This is a genomic window from Streptomyces sp. NPDC022910, assembly GCF_055561075.1.
On sequence record NZ_JBVHHL010000011.1, the window covers coordinates 170,855 to 194,569 of the forward strand.

22 protein-coding genes and 1 pseudogene are annotated in these 23,715 nt (G+C 71.9%); 13 read left to right on the forward strand and 10 right to left on the reverse strand.

Annotated elements, in window-relative coordinates; genetic code table 11:
• Positions 1-8: 8 nt before the first annotated feature.
• From ACZ3TS_RS14055 to ACZ3TS_RS14065, 3 genes are read right to left on the reverse strand one after another with little or no spacing between them, the layout of a single operon-like run.
• Positions 9-671 carry an ABC transporter permease gene (locus tag ACZ3TS_RS14055; RefSeq protein WP_467617228.1) on the reverse strand — a complete coding sequence of 221 codons (663 nt, stop codon included), beginning with the start codon at positions 669-671 and terminating at the stop codon, positions 9-11.
• Position 672: 1 nt separating this feature from the next.
• Positions 673-1,314 carry an ABC transporter permease gene (locus ACZ3TS_RS14060; RefSeq protein WP_467617231.1) on the reverse strand — a complete coding sequence of 214 codons (642 nt, stop codon included), beginning with the start codon at positions 1,312-1,314 and terminating at the stop codon, positions 673-675.
• On the reverse strand, positions 1,311-2,345 hold the full coding sequence (locus ACZ3TS_RS14065) for an ABC transporter ATP-binding protein (protein ID WP_467617234.1): 1,035 nt from the start codon (positions 2,343-2,345) through the stop codon (positions 1,311-1,313). Before ACZ3TS_RS14065 ends, ACZ3TS_RS14060 begins: the two co-directional genes overlap by 4 nt.
• Positions 2,346-2,487: 142 nt before the next feature.
• On the opposite strand from ACZ3TS_RS14065, the gene ACZ3TS_RS14070 reads away from it, so the two are divergent.
• The 3 genes from ACZ3TS_RS14070 (at position 2,488) to ACZ3TS_RS14080 (ending at position 5,537) form a co-directional block, all read left to right on the forward strand.
• Entirely contained in the window at positions 2,488-3,996 is a 1,509-nt protein-coding gene (locus ACZ3TS_RS14070) for an aromatic amino acid ammonia-lyase (RefSeq protein ID WP_467617237.1), read from the forward strand.
• Positions 3,993-4,835, forward strand: coding sequence for a MurR/RpiR family transcriptional regulator (locus ACZ3TS_RS14075; RefSeq protein WP_467617240.1), 843 nt, complete (start codon positions 3,993-3,995; stop codon positions 4,833-4,835). The genes ACZ3TS_RS14070 and ACZ3TS_RS14075 overlap by 4 nt, the downstream gene beginning before the upstream one ends.
• Before the next feature lie 114 nt (positions 4,836-4,949).
• The gene (locus tag ACZ3TS_RS14080; RefSeq protein ID WP_467617243.1) at positions 4,950-5,537 is read left to right on the forward strand and encodes a hypothetical protein; all 588 of its coding nucleotides are present in this window, start codon (positions 4,950-4,952) and stop codon (positions 5,535-5,537) included.
• A gap of 21 nt (positions 5,538-5,558) precedes the next feature.
• Here ACZ3TS_RS14080 and ACZ3TS_RS14085 read toward each other — a convergent pair whose 3' ends face one another.
• The 5 genes from ACZ3TS_RS14085 to ACZ3TS_RS14105 all read right to left on the reverse strand — a co-directional run bounded on the left by ACZ3TS_RS14085 (position 5,559) and on the right by ACZ3TS_RS14105 (position 9,337).
• Positions 5,559-5,933 (reverse strand): roadblock/LC7 domain-containing protein, encoded by a 375-nt coding sequence (locus tag ACZ3TS_RS14085; protein WP_467617245.1) that lies wholly within the window; start codon positions 5,931-5,933, stop codon positions 5,559-5,561.
• A 16-nt stretch (positions 5,934-5,949) separates the two neighbouring features.
• Positions 5,950-6,465, reverse strand: a complete 516-nt coding sequence (locus ACZ3TS_RS14090; RefSeq protein WP_467617248.1) for a roadblock/LC7 domain-containing protein — start codon at positions 6,463-6,465, stop codon at positions 5,950-5,952.
• A 40-nt stretch (positions 6,466-6,505) separates the two neighbouring features.
• Entirely contained in the window at positions 6,506-7,315 is an 810-nt protein-coding gene (locus ACZ3TS_RS14095) for a transcriptional regulator (RefSeq protein WP_467617311.1), read from the reverse strand.
• A gap of 11 nt (positions 7,316-7,326) precedes the next feature.
• A complete protein-coding gene (locus ACZ3TS_RS14100) occupies positions 7,327-7,725 on the reverse strand; it encodes a hypothetical protein (RefSeq protein WP_467617250.1) in 399 nt (132 codons plus the stop codon).
• A 232-nt stretch (positions 7,726-7,957) separates the two neighbouring features.
• Positions 7,958-9,337, reverse strand: a complete 1,380-nt coding sequence (locus ACZ3TS_RS14105; RefSeq protein ID WP_467617252.1) for a type III PLP-dependent enzyme domain-containing protein — start codon at positions 9,335-9,337, stop codon at positions 7,958-7,960.
• A gap of 185 nt (positions 9,338-9,522) precedes the next feature.
• On the opposite strand from ACZ3TS_RS14105, the gene hutU reads away from it, so the two are divergent.
• Genes hutU through hutI form a run of 4 tightly spaced genes read left to right on the forward strand, consistent with a single transcriptional unit; the run spans position 9,523 to position 15,030 of the window.
• Positions 9,523-11,241 (forward strand): urocanate hydratase, encoded by a 1,719-nt coding sequence (hutU, locus tag ACZ3TS_RS14110; protein ID WP_467617255.1) that lies wholly within the window; start codon positions 9,523-9,525, stop codon positions 11,239-11,241.
• On the forward strand, positions 11,238-12,455 hold the full coding sequence (locus ACZ3TS_RS14115; protein WP_467617257.1) for an allantoate amidohydrolase: 1,218 nt from the start codon (positions 11,238-11,240) through the stop codon (positions 12,453-12,455). Before hutU ends, ACZ3TS_RS14115 begins: the two co-directional genes overlap by 4 nt.
• Positions 12,446-13,786, forward strand: coding sequence for a formimidoylglutamate deiminase (locus tag ACZ3TS_RS14120; protein ID WP_467617260.1), 1,341 nt, complete (start codon positions 12,446-12,448; stop codon positions 13,784-13,786). Before ACZ3TS_RS14115 ends, ACZ3TS_RS14120 begins: the two co-directional genes overlap by 10 nt.
• Before the next feature lie 35 nt (positions 13,787-13,821).
• Entirely contained in the window at positions 13,822-15,030 is a 1,209-nt protein-coding gene (hutI, locus tag ACZ3TS_RS14125; RefSeq protein ID WP_467617263.1) for an imidazolonepropionase, read from the forward strand.
• A gap of 33 nt (positions 15,031-15,063) precedes the next feature.
• On the opposite strand, the gene ACZ3TS_RS14130 is transcribed toward hutI, so the two are convergent.
• On the reverse strand, positions 15,064-16,632 hold the full coding sequence (locus ACZ3TS_RS14130; protein WP_467617266.1) for a ricin-type beta-trefoil lectin domain protein: 1,569 nt from the start codon (positions 16,630-16,632) through the stop codon (positions 15,064-15,066).
• A gap of 232 nt (positions 16,633-16,864) precedes the next feature.
• On the reverse strand, positions 16,865-17,788 hold the full coding sequence (locus tag ACZ3TS_RS14135; protein ID WP_467617268.1) for an RNA polymerase sigma factor SigF: 924 nt from the start codon (positions 17,786-17,788) through the stop codon (positions 16,865-16,867).
• A 250-nt stretch (positions 17,789-18,038) separates the two neighbouring features.
• Here ACZ3TS_RS14135 and ACZ3TS_RS14140 point away from each other — a divergent pair, with 250 nt between their 5' ends.
• The 6 genes and pseudogenes from ACZ3TS_RS14140 to ACZ3TS_RS14165 all read left to right on the forward strand — a co-directional run bounded on the left by ACZ3TS_RS14140 (position 18,039) and on the right by ACZ3TS_RS14165 (position 23,573).
• On the forward strand, positions 18,039-18,407 hold the full coding sequence (locus ACZ3TS_RS14140; RefSeq protein ID WP_467617271.1) for an STAS domain-containing protein: 369 nt from the start codon (positions 18,039-18,041) through the stop codon (positions 18,405-18,407).
• Positions 18,408-18,659: 252 nt separating this feature from the next.
• A complete protein-coding gene (locus ACZ3TS_RS14145; protein ID WP_467617274.1) occupies positions 18,660-19,202 on the forward strand; it encodes an ATP-binding protein in 543 nt (180 codons plus the stop codon).
• Positions 19,203-19,395: 193 nt separating this feature from the next.
• Positions 19,396-20,079 (forward strand): LPXTG cell wall anchor domain-containing protein, encoded by a 684-nt coding sequence (locus ACZ3TS_RS14150; RefSeq protein ID WP_467617276.1) that lies wholly within the window; start codon positions 19,396-19,398, stop codon positions 20,077-20,079.
• A gap of 94 nt (positions 20,080-20,173) precedes the next feature.
• Positions 20,174-21,121: a hypothetical protein gene (locus ACZ3TS_RS14155; RefSeq protein WP_467617278.1), complete on the forward strand. Its 948-nt coding sequence runs from the start codon at positions 20,174-20,176 to the stop codon at positions 21,119-21,121.
• Positions 21,122-21,129: 8 nt separating this feature from the next.
• Positions 21,130-22,194, forward strand: a pseudogene (locus tag ACZ3TS_RS14160) (hypothetical protein).
• A 68-nt stretch (positions 22,195-22,262) separates the two neighbouring features.
• Entirely contained in the window at positions 22,263-23,573 is a 1,311-nt protein-coding gene (locus ACZ3TS_RS14165) for a hypothetical protein (protein ID WP_467617313.1), read from the forward strand.
• The last annotated feature ends 142 nt before the right edge of the window (positions 23,574-23,715 follow it).

Consider the following 23,715-nt stretch of genomic DNA (forward strand, 5'->3'; position numbering starts at 1 on the left):
GTGGTTCCCTACGCGGTGCGGTGGCGGAAGAGGATGCGCTGGAGCGTGGAGAGGGCGACGTCGAGGACGACGGCGACCACGGCGACGAGCACCGCGCCGCCGAGTACCTGCACGAGGTCGCGCTGTGCGAGGCCGTCGAAGACGTAGCGGCCGAGGCCGCCGAAGGAGACGTACGCGGCGATGGTGGCCGTGGCCACCACCTGGATCAGGGCCAGGCGCAGGCCCGTCATGATCAGGGGGAGGGCCAGCGGGAGTTCCACCTGGAAGAGGACCTGGTGGCCGCGCATGCCCTGGCCGCGGGCCGCGTCCTTCACGTCCGCGTCGACGGCGGTCATTCCGGCGTACGTGTTGGTGACGATCGCGGGGACGGCGAGTGCAACCAGGGCGACATACACCGGCAACATCGACAGGCCGCCCGCCAGGAAGACCAGGACGACCAGACCGACGGTCGGCAGCGCGCGGCCGAAGGACGCGAGGTTGATCGCGACGAACGCGCCCTTGCCGGTGTGCCCGATGAGCAGGCCGATCGGGAGGCCGATGGCCGCCGCGATGAGCGTGGCGAGGAGGGAGTACTGGAGGTGCTCGGCGAGGCGGTGGGCGATGCCGTCGGGGCCGGTCCACTGGGCGCCGCTGACCAGCCACTTTCCGAGGTTCTTGAAGAGTTCGTACATGTCAGGCGCGCCGCCTCGTCCACGGGGTGAGTGCGTACTGGAGGGCGACCAGCAGCGCGTCCGCGACCACGGCCAGCAGGATCGTCAGGGCCACGCCGACGATCACCGGGGTCGGGAAGTAGCGCTGGAAGCCGTCCGTGAAGAGCTGGCCGAGGCCGCCGTCGCCGATGTACGTGGCCACGGAGACCAGCGAGATCGACATGACCGTCGCGATGCGGACGCCCGCCATGATCACGGGGAGGGCGAGGGGGAGTTCCACGGTGACCAGGGCGCGCAGCGGGCGGGTGCCCATCGCCTTCGCGGCCTCCTTCGTCTTCCCAGGGACGGAGTCGAGGCCCTCGACCGTGTTCCGGAGCAGGACGACCAGGGTGTAGATCGTCAGGCCGATGACCGTGGTGGTGCGGGTCAGGCCGGTGACCGGGAGCAGCAGGACGAAGATCGCGATCGACGGGATCGTGAAGAGGATGTTGGAGAGGCCGAGCAGGAAGCCGCGCAGGGGACGGATCCGGTGGGCGATCACGGCCAGCGGGAGGGAGATCAGCAGGCCGAGGACGACGGCGGTCAGGGCCGCCTGGAGGTGGGAGAGCGTGAGCGAGGTGAGATCGCCGGTGTGCTCGGATATCCAGGACCAGTCGACGGTCACGCGGCGACGCTCGCTTCCGCGTGGGCCCGTCCCGCGTGCTCGTGGATGTCGTCGCGGGAGGAGACGCCGGTGAGCACTCCGTCCGCGTCGACCCGGGCCACCAGGCCGGTGGGGGAGGCGACCGACTCGTTGAGGGCGGACAGGAGCGAGTCGGTGTCCGTGAGCGGCCGTACGGGGAGTTCGCCCTCCTCCGAGCGCCAGTGCAGCGGCCTGCGGGACCCGTCGAGTACGAGGGTCCAGGTGCCGCCCTCGGGGGCCGGGCCTTGTGGGACGTCCGCGAGGGTCTTCAGCGAGAGCAGCTTCAGGCCGCGCTCGGCGCCGAGGAAGTCGGCGACGAAGTCGTCCGCCGGGCGGGCCAGCAGCTCGGTGGGCGGGGCGCACTGCACCAGATGGCCGCCGGTGCGGAAGACCGCGATCCGGTCGCCGAGCCGGACCGCTTCGTCGATGTCGTGTGTGACGAAGACGATGGTCTTGTTCAGCTCCTTCTGCAGACGCAGCAGCTCGTCCTGGAGCTGGGTGCGGACGACAGGGTCGACCGCGCCGAACGGCTCGTCCATCAGGAGGACGGGAGGGTCGGCCGCGAGGGCACGGGCGACGCCCACGCGCTGCTGCTGGCCGCCGGAGAGCTGGTGCGGGTACCGCTTGCCGGCGTCGGCGGCAAGGCCCACGGTCTCCAGCAGTTCGGCCGCCCGCGCGCGGGCCTTCCTGCGTCCCCAGCCCAACAGGAGCGGGACGGTGGCGATGTTGTCGAGCACCGTGCGGTGCGGGAAGAGGCCGGACTGCTGGATGACGTAGCCGATGGAGCGGCGCAGTTCGGCGGCGTCCTGCTGCACCACGTCCCGGCCGCCGACGCGGATGGTCCCGGAGGTCGGGTCGACCATCCGGTTGATCATCCTGAGGGTGGTGGTCTTACCGCAACCGGAAGATCCCACGAGGACGGTCACGCCGCCCTCCGGCATCTCCAGGGAGAGGTTGTCGACCGCCGTGGTGCCGTTCGGGAATCGCTTGTGGACCGCATCGAATTGGATCATGAGGTGTCCCTTGCCGGGCTTGCATATCGTCATGCAGAGTTCTTGGTGTCTGAATAACTTGTCAATGGTCCGGCGTTAATCGCTGGTTACTTCCGACCGGCATACGAGATCCAATGTCCGGATTGATGGGAGTTTGAGCGTAATGGTGTCTCGGATCGTGGACACGGTGTCGACGGGGCCAGTCGATGTCGTCGTCCTCGACGGGTGCGGCCTGGGCATCGGCGATGTCGTGCGCCTCGCCGACGGGGTCGCGCGGCCGGTGCCTGGCACCGAGGCCGTGAAGCGGGTGGAGGAGTCCTGGGACGCCGCCCGGCAGATCGCGGCGACCGGGCGCGTGTACGGCCGCTCGACCGGTGTCGGCGCGAACCGCACCGAGGACGTACCGACGGAGGCCGCTGCCGGACACGGCCTGCGGCTGCTGCGCAGTCACGCCGGGGCGATCGGCGAGGAGCTGCCGGCGCGGCAGGTCCGGGCGATGCTGGCGGTCCGGGCGAATCAGCTGCTCGCGGGCGGCGCGGGGCTGCGGCCGAGCGTGGTCACGGCGCTGTGCGAGGCGCTGGAGAGCGGGGCGTACCCGGTCGTCAACGAGTTCGGTTCGGTGGGGACCGGCGACATCGCGGCGCTGGCACAAGCGGGTCTCGCGCTCGCCGGGGAGCACCCCTGGCGGGGCCCGGGCGCGCCGGAACCCCAGCCCCTCGACAACAACGACGCCCTTGCCTTCATCAGCAGCAACGCCCTCACCCTCGGCCAGGCCGCGCTCGCGCTGCACGAGCTGCGCGGGCTGATCGGCGCCACCCAGGTCGTCGCCGCGCTCTCCCTGCTCGCGGTGGACGGCTCGCACGAGGCGTACGCCGCCCCCGTGCACGTCGCCCGGCCGCACCGCGGCTCCGCCGAGGTCGCCCGCCGTATGCGGGAGCTGATCGGCGCCGCCGACCGGCCGACACCGCCGCTCGGCCGCATCCAGGACCCCTACGGCTTCCGCTGCCTGCCCCAGATCCACGGCCCCGCGCACGACGCGGCGGACGCGTTGGAGGACGTCATCGCCGTGGAGATCAACGCGGCCGCCGAGAACCCGCTGATCTCCCCCGAGGACATGGCCGCCTACCATCACGGCGGCTTCTACCAGGCCCAACTCGCCCTCGCCCTGGACCACTTCCGGTTGGCCGTGACACAGGTCGCGCGGCTGTCCACCTCCCGTCTCTCGACGCTGAACGAGCCCGCCTACACCCGTCTGCGCCCCTTCCTCGCCGACCACGAGCCCGCGTCCTCCGGAGTGATGATCCTGGAGTACGCCGCCGGAGCCGCTCTCGGTGATCTACGGGCGTTCTCGGCCCCCGCGTCGCTCGGACACGCTGTACTCTCCCGGGGCGTCGAGGAACAGGCCAGCTTCGCCTCGCTCGCCGCGCGTCAAACGCTGCGCGCGTGCGGTGCGTACCGTCTGGTGGTCGGCTGCGAACTGGTCGCCGCCGTACGGGCGTTGCATCTGCGCGACCTCAGGCCCGAGCCGGACCTTCCGGTGGGCCGGGCGCTGGAGCTCGCCGAGTCGGTGCTCGACGGGGACCTGGCCGACCGGCCGCTCACGCACGACGTCACAGCGGCGGCCGGCCTGCTCGACCGGTTCACCGACATCTGGAGGGGGAGCACGTCATGAGCGTGACCGACAGCCCTGCCGCACGGCTGCAGGCGCTCTTCGAGGGGCACCGGCTCACGCCGACCCAGCGGCGCATCGCACACAGCATGGTGCGGCGGGCCGGCGACGTGCCGTTCCTGTCGAGCGTGGAGCTGGCCGAACTCGCCGGGGTCAGCCAGCCGTCCGTCACCCGCTTCGCGGTCGCCCTCGGCTTCGACGGCTACCCGGCGCTGCGCAAGCATCTGCGCGAGGTCGCCCCTGGGGAACCGGCGCCGGAATCAGGGTCGTACAACGAGTACCAGCAGGCCGTCGAGGCCGAGATCGAGAACCTGAAGCACCTGGCGGAGATGCTGGCCGACCCGCGGCCCGTGCAGAAGGCGGGTCGGATCCTCGCCGCCTCACGCCCGCTGCCTGTCCTCGGTCTACGGGCCGCGGCCTCCCAGGCGTACGGCTTCGGGTACTTCGCGGCGAAGGTCCACCCGGACGTGAGGCTGCTCCACGAGGGCGGCACGATGCTCCACGACCGTATCGATGCGGCCGTACGGGCGGGTGCGAGCGCCCTGCTGTGCTTCGCGCTGCCCCGCCATCCGCGCGAGGTCGTGGACACACTCTCCTACGCCAAGGAGGCGGGCCTGACCGTGGTCACGGTCGCCGACTCCGCGTTCGCACCGGTGGCGAAGGTCTCGGACCTGCTGCTGCCGGCCGCCGTCGGCACGGGGCTCGCCTTCGACACGGCCTGCGCGCCGATGCTGCTCGGCCGGGTGCTGCTGGAGGCGATGTGCGACGACCTGCCGGACGCCCAGGCGCGGCTGGAGGAGTTCGACGCGCGGGCGGCGGTCCGGGGACTGTTCGTGGAGTAGCCCCCGCATGCCGGATGTCCCGCCTCGCCGGGTGTCGCTTTTCAGACTCGTCTCACTTTCGCTCGCTAGCCTGCCCGGGCTGAGGCGCTTGGCAGATGAGACGGGAGGCCGGACGTGGCGCGCGGAGGAGGACAGGGACTGGCCCGGGTGGCCGTCGTCGTACGGGCCGGAGCCGCACCGCTGTGGTGGCTCGGGGTTTTCGCGGCCGGCATCGGGGTGCTCGTTCCGGGAGTGACCGGACGCCGGATCGGTGTCATGGCCGGGGCCGCGCTGTTCCTCGTCGCGACCGCCGTCGTCGCCTCCACGCGCCGTAAGCGGTACGTGGCCCTCGCCCACGGCGCCGCCCGCGCCGGCAAGTACGACGTGCTCCAGGACCGCGCGGTGACCGTCCGCAACTGGCGACGCGGGCACCGCTGGTGGCTGCTCGCCGCCTTCGCCGCCGCGCTCGTCTGCTCCTTCGCGGTGCCCGCCGCCGGGGGCATGCTGCTCGCCGGAACGGGTGCCGGGCTGCGGCTGAAGGCCTCCTGGCTCGGCCGCCGTGAGCGGGCCCACGACGCACTGCTGTGGGTGCGTGTCGACTGGCTCGGCCGCCGCGGCGGCGCGCCCGCCGGCAAGCCGGTCAAGGGGTACCGCAGCACCGGCATCGCGGCCGGCGACGCGGCCCCGGGCGGGGCGCGCCGCCGTACCGCGGAGCTCGTGTAGCGGGCGGCAGGCGGGGCCGGGTCAGACCTCCAGGTCCTCCTCGATCCTCTTCAGCTGGTGGCGGGCCATCGCCAGGTTGGCGCGCTTGGCGTCGAGGACCAGGTAGAGGAACAGACCGTTGCCGCCGCGACCGGTGATCAGCCGGATCAGGTGGTACTGGTCGCTCAGCGTGATCAGGATGTCCTCGATCTGCCCCTTGAGCCCGAGGTGCTCCATGGTGCGCAGCTTGGCCCGTACGACATCGGTGTTGCCGGCCGCCGCGACCGTGAGGTCGAAGCTCTTGCTGCCGCCCATCGTGCCCAGCGCCATGCCGCTGGTGTAGTCGACGAGGGCGGCTCCTGTCGCGCCCTCGATGGAGGCGAGCGCCTCTTTCAGCGCGGTTTCGGTGTTGGCCATCTGGTGGTGTGTCCTTTCAACTTTCCGTGGTGGTGTGCGCGTTCGCGGCCGATCGCGGGCTCGCGGGGGTGCGCGTGGTGCGGGTCCGCGTGGGAGCGGACCTGGTGGTGGTCTTGGTGGGAGTCCTGGTGGCACGGGAGGGCGCCGGTTCGGCCCGGGGGGCCGCTGCGTCGACCAGTTCGCCGATCCGGGTGCTCGCGCGGCGGCCCTCCAGGTGCAGCCTGCCGACGTTGACGCGGTCCTGGGCCAGCAGTGTGAGGACGGCGCTGCGGCCCGCCGCGTACGTGGCCACATAGCCGTGGGTGCCGCGGACGAGCAGCTCACGGAGGTCGCCCTGGCCCGTCGCGTCCGCCAGCCGTACGGCGACGCCCAGCGCGGCGGCGGTGAGCGCGGCGACCCCCTCCGGTTCGACACCGGGGGCGTCCTGGGCGAGGACGAGTCCGTCGACGCTGGCGGCCAGGGCGCCGGTCAGCTGGGGGATGCGGACTCGCAGGCGGCGGAGTTCGGCGAGGACCTCGGGCTCCGCGTCCATCAGGGGTCTCCTCTCGGTGGTGCGTTGCCGTTCGAGCCGGTCAAAGGGCCTCCAGCGCATCCCTCAGCCTCTGCAGCAAGGTGATGTGGGGGTCCGTGAGAGGCGGCAACTGTGCGGTGAGGGCGGGGGGTTCTCCGCCGTCCGTGGGTACGGCCGCGCGGGCCGCGACGACGCCCGCCGCGGCCAGGCGCCGAATGTCCACCAGCGTGTGGAACGCAGGGCGGCCCAGCTCTCGCGAGATGTCGGTCGCCGTCCGTATTCCGTCGAGCCGGTCGAGTACCTCACCCTGGCGGGGCGTGACTGCCGGGCCCGCGGGGAGGCCGGTGTGGACGAGGGGGGCCACATCCGTCGCGGGATCGGGCCAGATGCGGTGCAGGAGTTCGCGGCGGCGCAGCGTTTCGCGCTCCACCGCGACCACCGGTACGGGGCGTACAGGGCCCAGCCAGTGGGCCTCGCCGTACCGGAAGCGGGCGGGGGCGCTGCTCGGACCGAGCACGAAGTACGCCGCGTCGTACAGCGCCCCCAGATGGCACAGTTCCAGCGCGCCCTGGCCGATCCGGCCGCTGTCCACCAGGAACCGTCCCACCAGCCGCTGCGGGCCCGCCTGCGCGACCGCCTCCCGCCAGCCCTCCTCGTCGAGCGCGCCGCGCGCGACGAGCAGGACGTCGAGAGCCGGGGTGGCGGGGCTCTCGGCGTACACCACCTGACCGTCGGACAGATGGAGCATGCCGCCCTCGCGCATCAGCACCCCGGTGGCCCGTTCGGCGGCGAGCCGGCTGAGCATGGGGGACAGGCCGCCGCTCGGGATCTGCGTCTGCTGCCGTACGGGCAACGGGGGCGGTGGAGGCATCCTGACCGTCGTCATCCCAGCACCAGCCGTCCGGCCATCTCGCCGAGCCGGATGCGGGCGAGGGCGAGGTTGCCCTCCGCGCGGGCCAGCCACAGGTGCAGGAAGACGCTGCTGTCGAAGGTGGTGGGGACGAACCGCAGCAGGTGGTAGCTGTCCCGGTTGGCGATGATCAGGTCCTCGACCGGGCACGCCTCGTCGGACCAGTCGGCATCGTCCTCCGGCGCGAACGCGCGGTGTTCGGCGGCCAGCCGGGCCAGTTCGGCCGCCTCCGCCGCGGTCGTCTCGTGGTCACCGCCGGGCGAGTCCCCGACCGTGCCCAGGGCGAGCCCGCTGGTCCAGTCGACCACCGCGGCGCCCCGGGCACCGGGCAGTCGCATGGCTTCCAGCAGGCACTCGTCGATTCCGGGCACCGTGGCTCCCCTCCCGCCTCGGGTACGGCTGAGTGACGCCGACGCTACGCAACGTGTGCGCGAGGGGTGAGGGATCCGGCATTTTCCAGCGGAACATGCACCTGGCCGCTAGGGTGGGTCAACTGTGCCCACTTACGGGGGTGTTGGGGCTGGTGTGACTCCTGCCCGCTGACATGTGGATATGCGGATGGCGTGCACGGGCAGGGGCGCTCGAGAGGGGCGCGCGCAGTTCTCAAAGCGCCGTCAGTGCGCCCGTGTGCCCTCCTCCCGACTCCGCCACGATCTCCTCGAGGGTCTGCGGCTCCCGGACGACCGCGAACCGGATCCCGCCGCCCTCGCCCGGTGCGTAGCCGTACACACCCGGCCGGGCCAGGGAGTTGTACGCGTAGTGGTGCGCGAAGTAGTAGGCGCCCGTGTCCAGCGCCGCCGCGTAGTCGCCCTGCTCCAGGAGCGGCAACGCCTGCCCCGCGGCCAGCAGGTCGCCCGCGAAGCACGCCGGTCCCGCCACGTCCTGCACCACCTCGGGGCCTTCCTTCGGGCGCCCCTTCGCGTCGTACGCCCCGATCCGCAGTGGCCAGGACGCGGGCGCGTACACCGTGCGAGTGGCGACCTGTACGCCCGCGTGCGTGATCGCGACGGCCCGGCCGCCCGCGCGCTTGGCGTACTCCACCCGTGCCACCACGGTCCCGTGCTTGGCCAGCAGTGACCGCCCGAACTCCGTGACCAGCCCGTATCGCCCGTCGAACAGACCGGGCACCGTCTTGGCGAGCAGCCGCGCGTACTGCGCGTACGTCGGCGTCGTCGCGTCCGAGGCGAAGTTGACCGGCAGCCCGCCGCCGATGTCGATCGTGTCGATCTGCTGCCGCCCGATCCTCCGGTTGATCTCCTCGGCGAGCGCGTAGCTCTCCGCGATGCCCCGCGCCATCAGCGCGAGCGGGACGCCCTGCGAACCGGAGTGCGCGTGCAGCCGGGTCAGCCAGGGCCGCTCGGCGTAGGCGCGTAGCAGCCATTCGCGCGCACCCTCGTCCCGCAGCGCCACCCCGAACTTGGAGGTGGCGGTAGCCGTGGACAACGCCTCGATCGCACCGGCCCCGACCTGCGGATTCACCCGGATCCCGAGCGGGGAGGACGTCTTGGTCGTGCGGACGAGGCCGTCGATCCGCGTCAGCTCCTGCGGGTTGTCCACGTTCACGGCGATGCCCAGAACCAGTGCCTCCCGCAGCTCGGCCGGCGTCTTGGCGGGCGCGTCCAGCACGGTCCGCTCCGGCGGCACTCCGGCCGCCCTCGCCAGCGCCAGCTCCCCAGGGCTCGCCACTTCCGCACCGATGCCCGCCTCCCGCAGCAGCCGCAGCACCGGTACGAGGGGGGTCGCCTTCACCGCGAAGGCGTGCAGCACCGGCGTGCCCGGCGCGGCCACCGCTTCGAAGGCCGCACGCAGCGCCGCCGCGGAGTCCCGGATGCCCACCACGTCCAGAAGACCGACGATGGGGGTGTCCGGTGCCAGCAGGCCCTGCTCGACGGCGCTCCGCACGGCCTCGTCCCGGCGCGCCACCCGTTCGGCGTCTGCGGGGTGGCCGTCCGTGCCGTCGCGCCCGGTGCTGTCGTCCCTCATGTCCACCACGTCCCCCGTTCCGTGTCACCTTCTGTGGTCATTCATCCAGCCAAACATCCCCGCTGCCGCTCCGCTGGCGCAAGAACGTATTGACTAGCTCTATTCAGGTCGTCAGGATGTGAATAACCACTGCAACAGTCCCGCGCGCCCCCGGCCGCGTGCGGCCGTCCACCAGGAGGCAGACCATGTCAGGACCCCTCCCGCCCATCTCCCGCCACCACCCTCAAACGAGGCCCTTCGGGCCGCCCCCTGGTGGTGTCCGAGCGCCGCGCGGTACGGAACTGAGCGCCCTGGGATGGCAGCAGGAGGCCGCTCTGCGGATGCTGCAGAACAACCTGGACCCCGAGGTCGCCGAGCACCCCGAGAAGCTCGTCGTCTACGGCGGCACCGGCAAGGCCGCGCGCGACTGGCGCTCCTTCGACGCGATGGTCCGTACGCTGAAGACCCTCAAGCAGGACGAGACGATGCTCGTCCAGTCCGGCCGTCCCGTCGGCGTCATGCAGACCCATGAGTGGGCGCCGCGCGTCCTCATCGCCAACTCCAACCTGGTCGGCGACTGGGCCAACTGGGAGGAGTTCCGCCGTCTGGAGGCCCTCGGCCTGACCATGTACGGGCAGATGACCGCCGGTTCGTGGATCTACATCGGCACCCAGGGCATCCTCCAGGGCACCTACGAGACGTTCGCGGCCGTCGCCGCGAAGAAGTTCGGCGGCTCGCTGGCCGGGACCATCACGCTGACGGCCGGCCTCGGCGGCATGGGCGGCGCCCAGCCGCTCGCCGTCACGATGAACGACGGCGTCGCGATCTGTATCGACTGCGACCCGCGCGCCATCGAGCGCCGTATCGAGCACCGGTACCTGGACGTGAAGGCCGACTCCCTGGAACACGCCCTCCAACTGGCCGTCGAGGCGCGTGACCAGCGCAAGGCGCTTTCCATCGGCGTCCTCGGCAACGCCGCCGAGCTCGTCCCGCAGCTTCTCGCCATGGGCGCCCCCATCGACATCGTCACCGACCAGACCTCCGCCCACGACCCGCTGTCGTACCTGCCGGTCGGCGTCGCCTTCGACGACATGGCCTCCGCCGCGGCCAAGGACCCGGCCGGCTTCACCACGCGCGCCCGTGAGTCGATGGCCAAGCACGTCGAGGCAATGGTCGGCTTCCTGGACGCCGGTGCCGAGGTCTTCGACTACGGCAACTCGATCCGCGGCGAGGCGCAGCTGGCCGGCTACGCCCGTGCCTTCGCATTCCCCGGCTTCGTGCCCGCCTACATCCGCCCGCTGTTCTGCGAGGGCAAGGGCCCCTTCCGGTGGGCGGCACTGTCCGGCGACCCGGCGGACATCGCCAAGACCGACAAGGCGATCCTCGACCTGTTCCCCGAGAACGAGTCCCTCGCGCGCTGGATCAAGCTCGCCGGCGAACGCGTCCACTTCCAGGGTTTGCCCGCCCGCATCTGCTGGCTCGGGTACGGCGAGCGGGACAAGGCCGGCGAGCGGTTCAACGACATGGTGGCGAGCGGCGAACTGGCCGCTCCGCTGGCCATCGGCCGTGACCACCTCGACTGCGGGTCGGTCGCCTCGCCGTACCGCGAGACCGAGGCGATGCTCGACGGCTCGGACGCGATCGCGGACTGGCCGCTGCTCAACGCCATGGTGAACGTGGCGTCGGGTGCGTCCTGGGTGTCCATTCACCACGGGGGCGGGGTCGGCATGGGCCGGTCGATCCACGCCGGGCAGGTGACGGTGGCCGACGGCACGAAGCTGGGCGGGGAGAAGATCCGCCGCGTGCTGACCAACGACCCCGGGATGGGTGTCATCCGGCACGTGGACGCCGGGTACGACATCGCGGAGTCCGTGGCCGAGGACCGGGGCGTGCGGGTTCCCATGCGTGAAGGTGACGACGCGTGACCTTCCACAGCATGTGGGCGGAGTTGCTGCCGGTCGGCCGCAGCTCCGCCTCCGGCGGCTACCGCCGCTTCGCCTGGACGGCTGCCGACGCCGAGTGCCGTGCCTGGTTCGAGGAGCAGGCCCGGGGGCGGGGGCTCGCCTACGAGGTCGACCGTAACGGGAACCAGTGGGCCTGGCTCGGGGATCCGGCCCGCGGGGATGCCGTGGTCACCGGGTCGCATCTGGACTCCGTGCCCGACGGTGGGGCCTTCGACGGGCCTCTGGGCGTCGTGTCCTCCTTCGCCGCGCTCGATGAACTGCGCCGCAGGAACACGCAGTTCGGCAAGCCGCTGGCCATCGTCAACTTCGGTGACGAGGAAGGCGCCCGGTTCGGGCTCGCCTGTGTCGGGTCGCGGCTGACCGCCGGGCAGCTCAGCCGCGAACAGGCGCACCGGCTGACCGACGGCGACGGCGTCACGCTGCCGCAGGCCATGGAGGCCGCCGGGTACGACCCCGACGCCATCGGGCCCGACCCGGAGCGGCTCGGCCGGATCGGCGCGTTCGTCGAACTGCACGTCGAGCAGGGCCGCGCCCTCGACCTGAGCGGTGACCGGGTGGGCGTCGCCAGCGCCATCTGGCCACACGGGCGGTGGCGGTTCGACTTCCGGGGTGAGGCCAATCACGCGGGCACCACCCGGCTCGTCGACCGGCGCGACCCCATGCTGTCGTATGCCGAGACCGTCCTCGCCGCCCGCCGGGAGGCCGAACTCGCCGGTGCGGTCGCCACCTTCGGCAAGATCGCCGTCGAGCCCAACGGCGTCAACGCCATCCCCTCCCTCGTCCGCGGCTGGCTCGACTCCCGCGCGGCCGACCAGGAGAGCCTCGACACCGTCGTCGGCGGGATCGAGAAGGCGGCCCGTGCATACGCGGAGGCGCACGGTGTCGACCTCGACGTCGTCCGTGAGTCGTTCACGCCCGTCGTCGAGTTCGACCACGCCCTGCGCGACGAACTCGCCCGCATCCTGGGCAAGGACACCGGCCTGACGGTGCCCGTCCTGGGTACCGGAGCCGGACACGACGCGGGAATCCTCTCCGGGAGCATCCCGACCGCCATGCTGTTCGTGCGCAACCCCACGGGCGTCTCGCACTCCCCGGCCGAGTACGCCGCCGAGGACGACTGCCTGGCCGGGGCGACCGCACTCGCCGACGTACTGGAAGGGCTGGTGTGCAGGTGACGCGGACGTACTGGCTGGAGCACGCCTGGCTCGACCCCGTGGTGGAGCCGGGCGTCGCCCTGGACGTCTCGGACGGCCGCATCACCGCCGTCCGCACCGGCGTCGACGCCCCGCCCCCCGGCGCCGAGATCCTGCGCGGACTCACCCTCCCCGGGCTCGCCAACGCCCACTCGCACGCCTTCCACCGCGCCCTGCGCGGCACGGTCCAGGTCGGCTCCGGCACCTTCTGGACCTGGCGGGAGGTCATGTACTCGTTCGCCGACCGGCTGACCCCTCGGACGTACCACGCGCTCGCCCGTGCCGTGTACGCGGAGATGGCGCTGGCAGGGGTCACCGCCGTCGGCGAGTTCCACTACGTGCACCACACCCCCGACGGCACCCCGTACGCCGACCCCAACGCAATGGGCGAGGCTCTCATCGACGCAGCCAGCGAGGCGGGCATCCGCATCACCCTCCTCGACACCGCCTATCTCTCCTCCGGCTTCGGACAGCCGCCCAACACCCACCAGCTCCGCTTCTCCGACGGCACGGCGGACGCCTGGGCCGAACGCTGTTCAGTTCTCAAGGACCGGGATCACGCACGGATCGGTGCGGCCATCCACTCCGTACGGGCCGTGCCCGCAGGGCAGTTGGCGACGGTGGCGCGCTGGGCGGAGGAGCGGCGGGCCCCGCTGCATGTGCACCTGTCCGAGCAGACGGCGGAGAACGACGCCTGCCAGGAGGCCCACGGCTGCACCCCGACGCGCCTCCTCGCCGACCACGGCGTCCTGGGACCGCGCACCACCGGCGTCCACAACACGCACCTCACGGACGAGGACCTCCGGCTGATCGGCTCCACCTCCACCGGCACCTGCATGTGCCCGACCACCGAGCGGGACCTCGCCGACGGCATCGGTCCCGCCGTGGCCCTGCAGGCGGCCGGCTCCCCGCTGTCCCTGGGCTCGGACAGCCACGCCGTCATCGACCTGCTCGAAGAGGCGCGCGCGATGGAGCTGAACGAGCGGCTGCGCACCCGCAGGCGCGGCCACTGGACGGCGGCGGCCCTGCTGCGGGCGGCCTCCGTCAACGGGCACGCGGCACTCGGCTGGGAAGGCGCGGGCGTCCTGGAGCCCGGCGCGCTCGCCGACTTCACGACGATCGCGCTGGACTCGGTCAGGACCGCGGGACCGCTGCCGCGGCTGGGCGCCGAGACGGCCGTATTCGCCGCGACGGCAGCGGATGTGCGCCATACCGTCGTGGGCGGCCGACACGTCGTACGCGACGGGGCGCACACGCTCGTACCCGATGTGCCAGGGGCGCTGGCGGACGCCGTCGAAGCCCTGCGCGCCTGACGCCCACCATCGGCCCGGCCACACACGAGGACACCATGAGCAGCACGGTCATCACCAACATCGCCAGCCTGGTCACCAACGACCCCTCCCTCGGATGGGGGTCCCCCCTTTCGAGCACATTCGAGAGTGGGGGAGGCTCCCCACTCGGACTGATCCAGGACGCGGCCGTCGTCATCGACGGCGACCGCGTCGTCTGGACCGGTGAGTCAAGCAAAGCACCCGCCACTGACAACCGGGTCGACGCCGACGGCCGGGCGGTGATCCCGGGCTTCGTGGACTCCCACTCGCACCTCGTCTTCGCGGGCGATCGCACGCAGGAGTTCAACGCCCGGATGTCCGGTCGCAGCTACTCGGCGGGCGGCATCCGCACCACGGTCGCGGCCACACGGGCGGCGACGGACGCCGAGCTGGAGGCGAACCTCGTCCGCTACCTGGCGGAGGCACTCCGCCAGGGGACCACCACCTTCGAGACGAAGTCCGGCTACGGCCTGACCGTCGAGGACGAGGCGCGCGCCCTGCGCATCGCCGCCGCGCACACGGACGAGGTGACTTACCTCGGTGCCCACATCGTCTCCCCGGACTACGCCGACGACCCCGCCGCGTACGTGACCCTGGTCACCGGCGCGATGCTCGACGCCTGCGCCCCGCACGCCCGGTGGATCGACGTCTTCTGCGAGAAGGGTGCCTTCGACGGCGACCAGGCCCGCGCGATCCTCACCGCGGGCAAGCGGAAGGGTCTGCACCCGCGCATCCACGCCAACCAGCTGTCGTACGGCCCCGGTGTGCAGCTCGCCGTTGAGCTGGACGCTGCCAGCGCCGACCACTGCACGCACCTGACGGACGCCGACGTGGACGCGCTCGCGAACAGCCGCACGGTCGCGACGCTCCTGCCCGGCGCCGAGTTCTCGACCCGAGCGCAGTGGCCCGACGCCCGCCGTCTCCTCGACGCGGGCGTCACGGTGGCCCTGTCCACGGACTGCAACCCGGGTTCGTCCTTCACGTCGTCGGTGCCGTTCTGCATCGCGCTGGCCGTCCGGGACATGGGCATGACCCCCGACGAGGCGGTCTGGTCGGCCACCGCGGGAGGGGCCGAGGCCCTCCGCCGCACGGACATCGGCCGTCTCACCCCGGGCGCATACGCGGACCTGGCGATCCTCGATGCCCCGAGCCACGTCCACCTGGCGTACCGCCCGGGGGTGCCCCTCGTCACCCAGGCGTGGCGTCGGGGAGTACGCGTCGTCTGAGCGGGCACGCGCCCCGGCCACGGCCGTCGCCCGTCAGGGCGCCCCCGCCCACCAGCGCTGCTCCGTGCCTCCGGTCAGCGGTAGCAACGACAGGCCCCCGTCGTCGTTCGGGGTGAGCGCGGTCTCGATGGCGATGGCCGGGCGGATGACCCCGTCGTCGTCCACGACGAACCTGAGGTTCTGGCCGTTGCGGCCGTAGACCGAGTCGCACTGCCAGATTCCGACGCCTTTGTCGACGGAGCCGCGGCTGTCCAGGCAGAAGCCGGGGTCGGCCGACGACTGCAGGACGCTGCGTCCGGAGTCGACACGCCACCGCTGGCCGGGGGAGGACGTGCAGGGAACCATGGCCACGTCCGTGCCGTTGCCGAAGTCGCCGGCGACGTCGAGGCACAGGCCCGAGGCGGCGTTCACCACCTGGGCGTATGTGCCGTTCGGCGCGTGTGCCGTCGCGGTCGGCTTCGGTGAGGGCTTCGGCAGCTTCGAACTCCTCGTAGGCGACGGCGACGTGGTGGTTGGTGTGGGGGAGGGCGAGGGCGTCGACGACGCCGGGGGGCTCACCGAGACCGTCGCCGTGATCGTCACCGCGGGCGGGTTCGCCGGCGTGCCGACGGAGGAGCCCGCCGAGCGCCGGTCCGGCGAGCCGGCCGACGACAGCAGGAAGACCAGCAGCGGCGCCAGGGCCAGTCCGAGGGCCGCCGAGGCCACGGCGACACGGCGGCCCGGTGGCCAAGTGACCTCCGCCGTCCCCGGGTTGCCGAGCGGCTCGCTCGCGCCGTTCAGGACGTACGCCGTGCCGCTCCACGGCAACAGGCCCTCGGCCAGTGTGGTGCGCAGGGTGTCCCGCAGGGCGGTGAGTTCCTCGTAGGCGGCCGTGCAGTGCGCGCAGTGTGCCATATGGGCGTGCAGGTCGGCGCTGTGGCGGGGGTTGTCGGGCCGTACCGACTCCTCGATCAGCCGCCGGAAGTCTCCGCAGCGCGGATCGTCCGAGGAGGCGAGGCGGGACCTCAGACAGGCCTGCCCCAGGGACTGGAGCGCCTGTTCGGTGCCGTACACCACGTCCTGGCGCCCGAGGCCGAGGAATGCCGCCGTCCTGCTCTCGGGCTCCTGCTCCACGATGCCGTACCAGATCAGGCCCTGAGCACGGGACGGGAGGGACTGGAACGCCGCGAGCATCGGCGGGACGGGGCCGTCCGTACCGGCTGTGTTCATGACCAGGAGCAGACCGGGGTCGAGGCCGGCGGCCCGCTCGTCCCCGGCCCACGACAGGGCCAACCGGACGGTCAGCAACAGGAGTCGGTGCCGCCAGGGGACGCCCGGGTCGATGCCGCGCGCCGTCTCGCGGGCCGCGTGGGTGAACGCCTGCCCGGCCAGCTGCCGCGCGGCCGGCTCGCTCGTGGTGCACAGCCGTGCGTAGGCGAGGACCGAGGCCCGGTGACGGGCGCGGAGTTCCTGCAGTGCCGAACAGGAGGTCGCGGTGTCCGCGCGCAGCAGTTCGGTGAGCCGCATGTCGGACGGGCCCGCGGGTATGTGACCCCCGCCGTCCGTTTCGGACATCCCGCCTCCGGCTTCGGCGTCCTCGTCCGTCCCGTCGGCCCGAGCCATCCACCCGCCTCCTCGCACCCCGCGGCACCGATCGCCGCGCTCCTGACGTACCGGCCAGTTTGGGGTGACCATAGTGGTGGACCGTGGCCCGTGGGGAAAGAGGTTTCCCCGGGTAACCGAGGGGCCGACGGTGACTGTGCGGGATGCGTCGGGATGTGCCGAAGGGTGTCGGCAGCGGTCCGTCCGGCACCGATGTCCGGCGCCGGACGGAAACAACACGTCACCCGGGCCGTCACTCCTCGAGTGTGAGGCCCTTCCGCAGCCGCCCCAGCGTCCGGGACAGCAGCCGTGACACATGCATCTGGGAGATGCCGAGTTCCTCACCGATCTCCGACTGGGTCATATTGGCGACGAAGCGCAGTGACAGGATCTGGCGGTCGCGCGGCGCGAGTCCGGCGATCAGCGGCTTCAACGACTCGACGTACTCGATGCCTTCGAGCCCGTGGTCCTCGTACCCGATGCGGTCCGCGAGCGCGCCCTCGGAGTCGTCCTCCTCCGGCTGAGCGTCAAGGGAGCTCGCCGTGTAGGCGTTTGACGCCGCCATGCCCTCGACGACCTCGTCGTTCGGGATGCCGAGGCGCTCCGCCAGCTCGGCCACCGTCGGGGCGCGGTCGAGCTGCTGGGCGAGTTCGTCGCCGGCCTTCGCCAGGTCGAGGCGGAGTTCCTGGAGGCGGCGCGGGACGCGCACGGACCACGACGTGTCGCGGAAGAAGCGCTTGATCTCGCCGACGATCGTCGGCATCGCGAACGTGGGGAACTCGACGCCGCGGCTGAGTTCGAAGCGGTCGATGGCCTTGATCAGGCCGATCGTGCCGACCTGGATGATGTCCTCCATCGGCTCGCTGCGCGAGCGGAAACGGGAGGCGGCGAACTTCACCAGGGCCAGATTGAGTTCGACGAGCGTGTTGCGTACGTACGAGTATTCGTGCGTCCCCTCCTCGAGCGACTCCAGGCGTTCGAAGAGCGTCTTGGACAGGGCCCGCGCGTCCACCGCCGCCACCTCGTCGTACGGTGGGATCTCCGGAAGGTCGGAGAGGCCGTCGGGCTCGGTGAGACCGTATGGGGCGAGGCCGTCGGTGTATTCGTGGTCCGGTCGTTCCAGGGGGGGTGCCGACGTCGCCCTCTGGGGATGCGATGCGTCGAGCCGGGGTGACATGCTGTCCTCCATCGTTCTCGGCATATGGCCGCCGATGCCAATACGTGCACTGCGGTGTGCGGCGCCTCCAAAGCCGGCCGTGTCGTACGGGTGTCCCTACTAGCCCTACCGGGTTTCGTGAGGTCACCGCAAGTGCGTTCTGTAGTGAAATGTCCGAATTGGTAAGGTTGTTCGGGTGCCGAGAGGCGTGAGGAAGGCGTAGTGTTCGAAGGCGTCCACCAACAGCCACGACGGTCGGGAGAGAGACGGCATGGACCGCGGGACGGTCGGCAGCGCACAGTCGGGCCGGCTTCTGGTCGAAGTGCGGCAAGAGGGCACGAGTGCCGTTGTGACCCCGGCGGGTGAGTTGGATCACCACACCGCCGATCTGTTGCGCGAACCACTCGAGGACTGCCTCGAGAAGGGGTTCTCGCGCCTGGTAGTGGACTGTTCACGTCTGGAGTTCTGTGACTCCACCGGGCTGAACGTGCTGCTCGGCGCCCGGCTGAAGGCCGAGGCCGCGGGCGGCGGGGTCCATCTGGCGGGGATGCTGCCCGTCGTGGCCCGGGTCTTCGAGATCACCGGAGCGGACGCCGTTTTCACCGTCCACGACACGCTGGACGCGGCCCTGGCCGAGTGATGCGGCCGGAGAGCCCCCAGGCGTCCCTGTGTGACCGGGGCGTTACGCGCGTCACGGCCTCCCGGCCGAATCCATGGGTGTCCCAGCGGTCCGGTCGGGCAGGAGACATGCTGAATATGTCGGCAGCCAGGGCGAAAGCCTCAAGAAGAGGACCTCGCACGAAACGGCACGAGCAACAACCGACGGAAGCACCGTCGATCCCCGTACTGAGTCTTGAATCGTGAACTGGTGAATCGGTGAGGTGAAGCGCTGATGAGCACCACCCGGCCCTACTCGCCGGGCGACCGCGGCCCCGAGCCCAGCGGCGCTTCCGGAACGCCCGCGCAGGGTCCGTCCGCGGAGGGCGGCGCCTCCCCGGGTGCGCCGGGGGAGGCGCCGCCCTCCGGCCGGCGGGTGCGCAGGCTGGGCTTCGACGGCGAGAGCGGCGTCGTCCCGCTGGCCCGCGACTTCACCCGCCAGGCGCTGTACGCGTGGGGCTGGCTGCCCGCCGCCACCGCCGACCAGCGGGCCGCCGCGGAAGACGTGCTGCTCGTTGTCTCCGAGCTCGTCACCAACGCGTGTCTGCACGCCGAGGGACCGGAGGAGCTGTTCATCTCGTGCGACAGCAAGGTGCTGCGCATCGAGGTCTCCGACCGGGGCGCGGGCCAGCCCGCCCCGCGCACCCCGCACCGCGCCGGACGCCCCGGCGGCCATGGGATGTTCATCGTGCAGCGGCTCTGCCTCGACTGGGGTGTCGTGCGCACGCCCGGAGTTGCGGGCAAGAGGGTGTGGGCGGAACTCGGCGCCCCCGCGTAGCGCTCGCCCTCCCGTGCGGCGAAGCCGTACATGAATGGCGTCCTCAGGTCGAACCCTTCTTCGTACGTCACCGCACACGTCACCTCTTGCGCGCCGGATCGCCACAGATCCGGCGCGCACTGTGTCTTCCCTCCACAAGGCCCCGGGCGTACCTTGACGGCCGATCTGATGTGCCGTCAGGAACGAGGGGACCGTGTCGTACCACAAGCGAACTGTCGCGCTCGCGTCCGCCGCTGCCCTGGCCGGCTCGGCGGTACTGTTGGCCGCCCCCGCGGCCAGGGCCGAGGTCGTCGACGTCAACTACCACTGCAAGACACCGATCGGCGACAAGAGCGCCGTCTCGCCCATCGACATCAAGGGCGTCAAGAACGGCAGTGCCTACAAGATCACCATGTCCTGGCAGAAGGGCGTCTCCTCCAGCCCGGTCGAACTGGGCAAGGGTGCGATGAACCCGAGCGCCACCATCAAGCTGGGCGGCGCCGAGAGCGGCACCATCTCCGTGACCGGCCCGGCCAACCAGGCGGCCATCCCCGCCAACACCCCCATCAAGATCAATGACCTGAGCGGCACGTACACGCCCAAGGAGACCGGCAAGGTCACCTTCACCGCGGCCGTGCTGACCATCAAGGCGCTCGGTACGACGACCACGTGCACGCCCACCAACAACCCGGGACCCTCGCTGACCCTCGACGTCACGGCCGCAGGCGGTGGCTCGTCCGGCTCCACCCAGAGCGGCGCGGGCTCCGGCGGGCAGCTGCCGCAGACCGGCCCCGAGGACTCCGCGATCGCCCTGGGCACCCTCGGCGGCACGGTCCTGCTGGCAGGCGCGGCCGGAGTGCTGTGGCTGACGCGCCGGAACCAGGCGGTACGCCGCTGAGGAGTATCCCGGATCCCGCACGAGCCGCCCACCCGTCGCCCGACCACCGCCCCTCAACGAGGCGCCACGCGCCCCATTTTGTCGGGAGCCGCCGATGCCGTACGCCCGCCACGCCCTGTGGCTCTCCCTCGCCGCCCTGAGCCTGCTGGGCATCGCGCCCGCCGCGGCCGCCGACGGCAGTTGGTCCCTCGCGCCCGCGACGGGCGGCGCAAACGGGCGGCCGTACGTCTACGCGGAGGGGGGACCGGGCACGGTCCTGCAGGACGCGGTCTCGGTGCTCAACCCGGGTGGCAAGCCGCTGACCGTCCGGCTGAGCGGCGCCGACGCGGACAACACCGCGGACGGCGGCTTCACGGTACGCAGGAAGCCGGTGGACACCGGCGCGTGGATCGGCTTCGCCCGTACGACGGGCGGGCGCAGGATCGCGGTGCACACGGTCTCGGTGACGGTGCCCGCCCGCACCCGCGCCGACGTGCCGTTCACCGTGACGGTGCCCCCGGGCGCCACGCCCGGCGACCACCCCGGCGCGATCGTGGCGGTCGCGGGCGGCCGCTCCACCGCCGTGCGCGTCCAACTGTGTGTCCTGGGACCGTCGTTGTCCGCGCTGACCGTGGAGCACGTTCAGGTGCGCGACGGGTGTGTCTGGTACGAGCTGGTCAACCGCGGCACCACCGTGCTGACCCCGAGGCTCGCGGTGCGCGCCGACGGAGTCCTCGGCCGGGTCCTCGACCGTGCCCCGCGCACGCTCCCGGTCGAGCTGCTGCCCGGCCGCAGGGTCCGGCTCAGCGAGCCGTGGCCGCACCACCCGGTGCTCGACGCGGTGGAGGTGCGGCTCACCGTCACGGCGGCGGGCGGCGTGCACGGTTCGGCGTCCGCCTCGGCATGGTTCGTGCCCTGGGGGACGGTGGCCGGCACCACCTCCGGGCTGCTCGCGGCCGTGGGCGCCGTGGCGGTCGTACGACATCGCCGGCGCCGACCGCCGGACCGGGAGGCGGAGGACCGGACGCGTACGGAAGCCGAGTTGACGGGAGCGGTGACGTGAAGGGGCGTATCTCCGCGCTGGTGGTGGTCCTCGCGTTCGTCCTGGTGCCCCTGGCGACACCCGCCTGGGGCGCCGACAAGCCGGCCGTGAAACTGTCCGCGTCCCAGGCGGGTACGGGCGGTTCGATCACCGTCTCCGGCAGCGGCTGGCGGCCGAAGACCCTGCTGATGATCCTGATCTGCGGGCAGTCCGTGCCGTCCCGGGGTGTGATCGGCGGCACCAACTCCTGCGCCAACGCGGACGGCCGCGCCGTCACGACCGACGCCCAGGGGCAGTTCAGCCGCAGGCTGCCGGTGTCCGAGCCGCCCGTGCCGTGCCCCTGAGTGGTGCACGTCGCCACCGTCACCGGGGCGAAGGCGGACGCCGACGCGATCTTCCAGGTCGCCGGGCACGCCGTGGAGGCGCTGCCCGCCGAGTCCGCCGCCGGACGCCTCTCGGTGCTGACGGACACCCGCCTGGACGGGTCCGGTGGGCTGCTGACCTGGTTCGGGGCGCCGCCGTCCCGCACGCTCGTCTTCACCGTCGGCAACGTCGGCTCCTCGCCGGTCAAGAACCCTGTCTTCCGGGTCGGCACCTCTCACGGCGTGTTCGCACCGCAGTGGGACGAACAGCAGTGGAAGGGCACGATCGCGCCCGGCAGGAAGGCGCAGATCAAGCTGCCGGTGGAACTGTCGCCGGGCGCCCACGGCGACTACACGGTCTCGCTGGAGTACGGGGGCAAGGTCGTCGCCGAACAGCCGTGGGGCGTCGGTCGCCCGTGGGGCGTGACCGTCTTCTGGATCCTGGTCTGACTGGTGGTGCCGGCCGCCGGGTTCCGCCTCGGCATGGCCGTCGTGGACCGGGTGCGGCCGCGCGGCCCGGCAGGGCGGCCGGTACGTCACCGGAGGCCGCGGCTGCCCGAACTCACCCTGCGCATACCGAGGCCGGGCGCCTCTCCGTCCGTCCCCGAGACCCCCACCACTTCGGCCCTGCCGTGGTTCACCCCGGACACGGATCCGGGGACCGCGGTCGACGGTCGGCTCTCCGCACCGCAAGAGAACAGTCCGACGACCCCGACGAAGGGAAACACGTGAGCACCCAACGGAGAGCCCTTGCGGCAGGGGGCAGAAGCAGGAGGGCGGGCGCGGCCGGAGTGGCGCTGATGCTGGGCGGCGCGGGCATCCTGCTCGCCGTGGCCGCGGCACCGGCCCAGGCCGCCGAGGTGTCGTACAAGACCGAGTGCATTCCGCCCTCCATCTCGGGGCTGCCCCCGGTCGAGGGCACCACCAAGGTGGAGATCACGGCGCCGGCCGAGGCGAAGGTCGGGGACGAGGTGACCGTCACCCGGAAGTTCGTGCAGGCCGCCTCCAAGAACCCCGATGTGATCGACCTGGACAAGGACACGGTCAAGCCGACGGGGACGCTGAAGGCGGGTGGCGCGCAGACCGCGGACATCGCGATGGAAGGGCCGCGGTCGAACCCCGCGATCCCCAAGAACAGCGACATGAAGCTGTCCGACATGACGGGCAAGCTGAAGCTGACCGCGGCCGGCGAGGTGACGCTGACCCCCAACCCGTACAACATCAACGTCAGCAAACCTGTCTCGACCGACACCAAGTGCTCCCCGAAGGAGACGGTTCAGCCGGCCGCGACCATCAAGGTGACGGGCACGGGCGGGGGCTCGGGCGGTACGACGGGCGGGCTGCCGACGATCCCCCCCACCCTTCCGACGAGTCTGCCGACGAACCTGCCGACCAACCTGCCGACGGGCCTGCCCACCGGCTCCTCCTCGTCGTCACCGACAGCGAGCGCGAGCGAGACCGGCGGGGGCAGCGGCGGATCCGGCACCACGGGCGGCGACAGCGGCGGGCAGACGGACTTCACCGGCAAGGAGGTCCAGGTCCCGTACGCCTGCAAGACGCCCATCGGCGACAAGAACGCCACGTCGCCCGTGCAGATCAACGCCAAGAAGAACGGCGGTAGCTTCGATCTCACCGTCCAGTTCAAGAAGTCGGTGATGAACAGCCCGGCGGACATCCCCAAGGACTCGGTGAAGCCGTCGATGGAGGTCGTGCTGGGCGGCGCGGACAAGGGCACCGTCCATGTCGAGGGCCCGACGAACGCCAAGGACATCAAGTCCGGCGACCCGATCGAGATCCCGGATCTGACGGGCACCTACAAGCCGGGCGCGAGCGGGCAGTCGACGCTGTCGCCGGGCGTGCTCACCATCAAGGCCCTCGGTACGACCACGACGTGCACGCCGACCAAGAGCGAGGTGTCGCTGACCCTGGACACCTCGCAGCAGCCGGGCGGGGCGTCCGGCGGCTCGTCGACGTCGGGAGGCACCTGGGGCGGCCTGGCCCAGACGGGCGCGGACGACCACGGCGCCCTGAAGGCCCTGGGCCTGGTGGCCGGGACGGCGATCCTGTTGGGCGGGGCGGTCTTCACGTTCCTGCCCCGGCGCTCCCGCTGAACCGGGAGAACGGCGGAGGGGCCCCCGGCCCCCCCGGGGGGGGCGGGGGCCCCCCCCCCCCCCCCCCCCCGCCACCCCCCCCCCCCCCCCCCAACAACAGGCAGAGGTTGTGGGGAAACCCACACCCCCCACCCCCCCCCAC

Coding starts and splice junctions, on each gene's coding strand:
- ACZ3TS_RS14140 (WP_467617271.1), top strand. CDS start 18,039: ATGGACCGCGGGACGGTCGGCAGCGCACAGTCGGGCCGGCTTCTGGTC.
- hutI (WP_467617263.1), top strand. CDS start 13,822: ATGAGCAGCACGGTCATCACCAACATCGCCAGCCTGGTCACCAACGAC.
- ACZ3TS_RS14135 (WP_467617268.1), bottom strand. CDS start 17,788: ATGTCACCCCGGCTCGACGCATCGCATCCCCAGAGGGCGACGTCGGCA.
- ACZ3TS_RS14095 (WP_467617311.1), bottom strand. CDS start 7,315: ATGCCTCCACCGCCCCCGTTGCCCGTACGGCAGCAGACGCAGATCCCG.
- ACZ3TS_RS14130 (WP_467617266.1), bottom strand. CDS start 16,632: ATGGCTCGGGCCGACGGGACGGACGAGGACGCCGAAGCCGGAGGCGGG.
- ACZ3TS_RS14065 (WP_467617234.1), bottom strand. CDS start 2,345: ATGATCCAATTCGATGCGGTCCACAAGCGATTCCCGAACGGCACCACG.
- ACZ3TS_RS14165 (WP_467617313.1), top strand. CDS start 22,263: ATGCTGGGCGGCGCGGGCATCCTGCTCGCCGTGGCCGCGGCACCGGCC.
- ACZ3TS_RS14085 (WP_467617245.1), bottom strand. CDS start 5,933: ATGGCCAACACCGAAACCGCGCTGAAAGAGGCGCTCGCCTCCATCGAG.
- ACZ3TS_RS14090 (WP_467617248.1), bottom strand. CDS start 6,465: ATGGACGCGGAGCCCGAGGTCCTCGCCGAACTCCGCCGCCTGCGAGTC.
- hutU (WP_467617255.1), top strand. CDS start 9,523: ATGTCAGGACCCCTCCCGCCCATCTCCCGCCACCACCCTCAAACGAGG.
- ACZ3TS_RS14155 (WP_467617278.1), top strand. CDS start 20,174: ATGCCGTACGCCCGCCACGCCCTGTGGCTCTCCCTCGCCGCCCTGAGC.
- ACZ3TS_RS14055 (WP_467617228.1), bottom strand. CDS start 671: ATGTACGAACTCTTCAAGAACCTCGGAAAGTGGCTGGTCAGCGGCGCC.
- ACZ3TS_RS14075 (WP_467617240.1), top strand. CDS start 3,993: ATGAGCGTGACCGACAGCCCTGCCGCACGGCTGCAGGCGCTCTTCGAG.
- ACZ3TS_RS14145 (WP_467617274.1), top strand. CDS start 18,660: ATGAGCACCACCCGGCCCTACTCGCCGGGCGACCGCGGCCCCGAGCCC.
- ACZ3TS_RS14105 (WP_467617252.1), bottom strand. CDS start 9,337: ATGAGGGACGACAGCACCGGGCGCGACGGCACGGACGGCCACCCCGCA.
- ACZ3TS_RS14070 (WP_467617237.1), top strand. CDS start 2,488: ATGGTGTCTCGGATCGTGGACACGGTGTCGACGGGGCCAGTCGATGTC.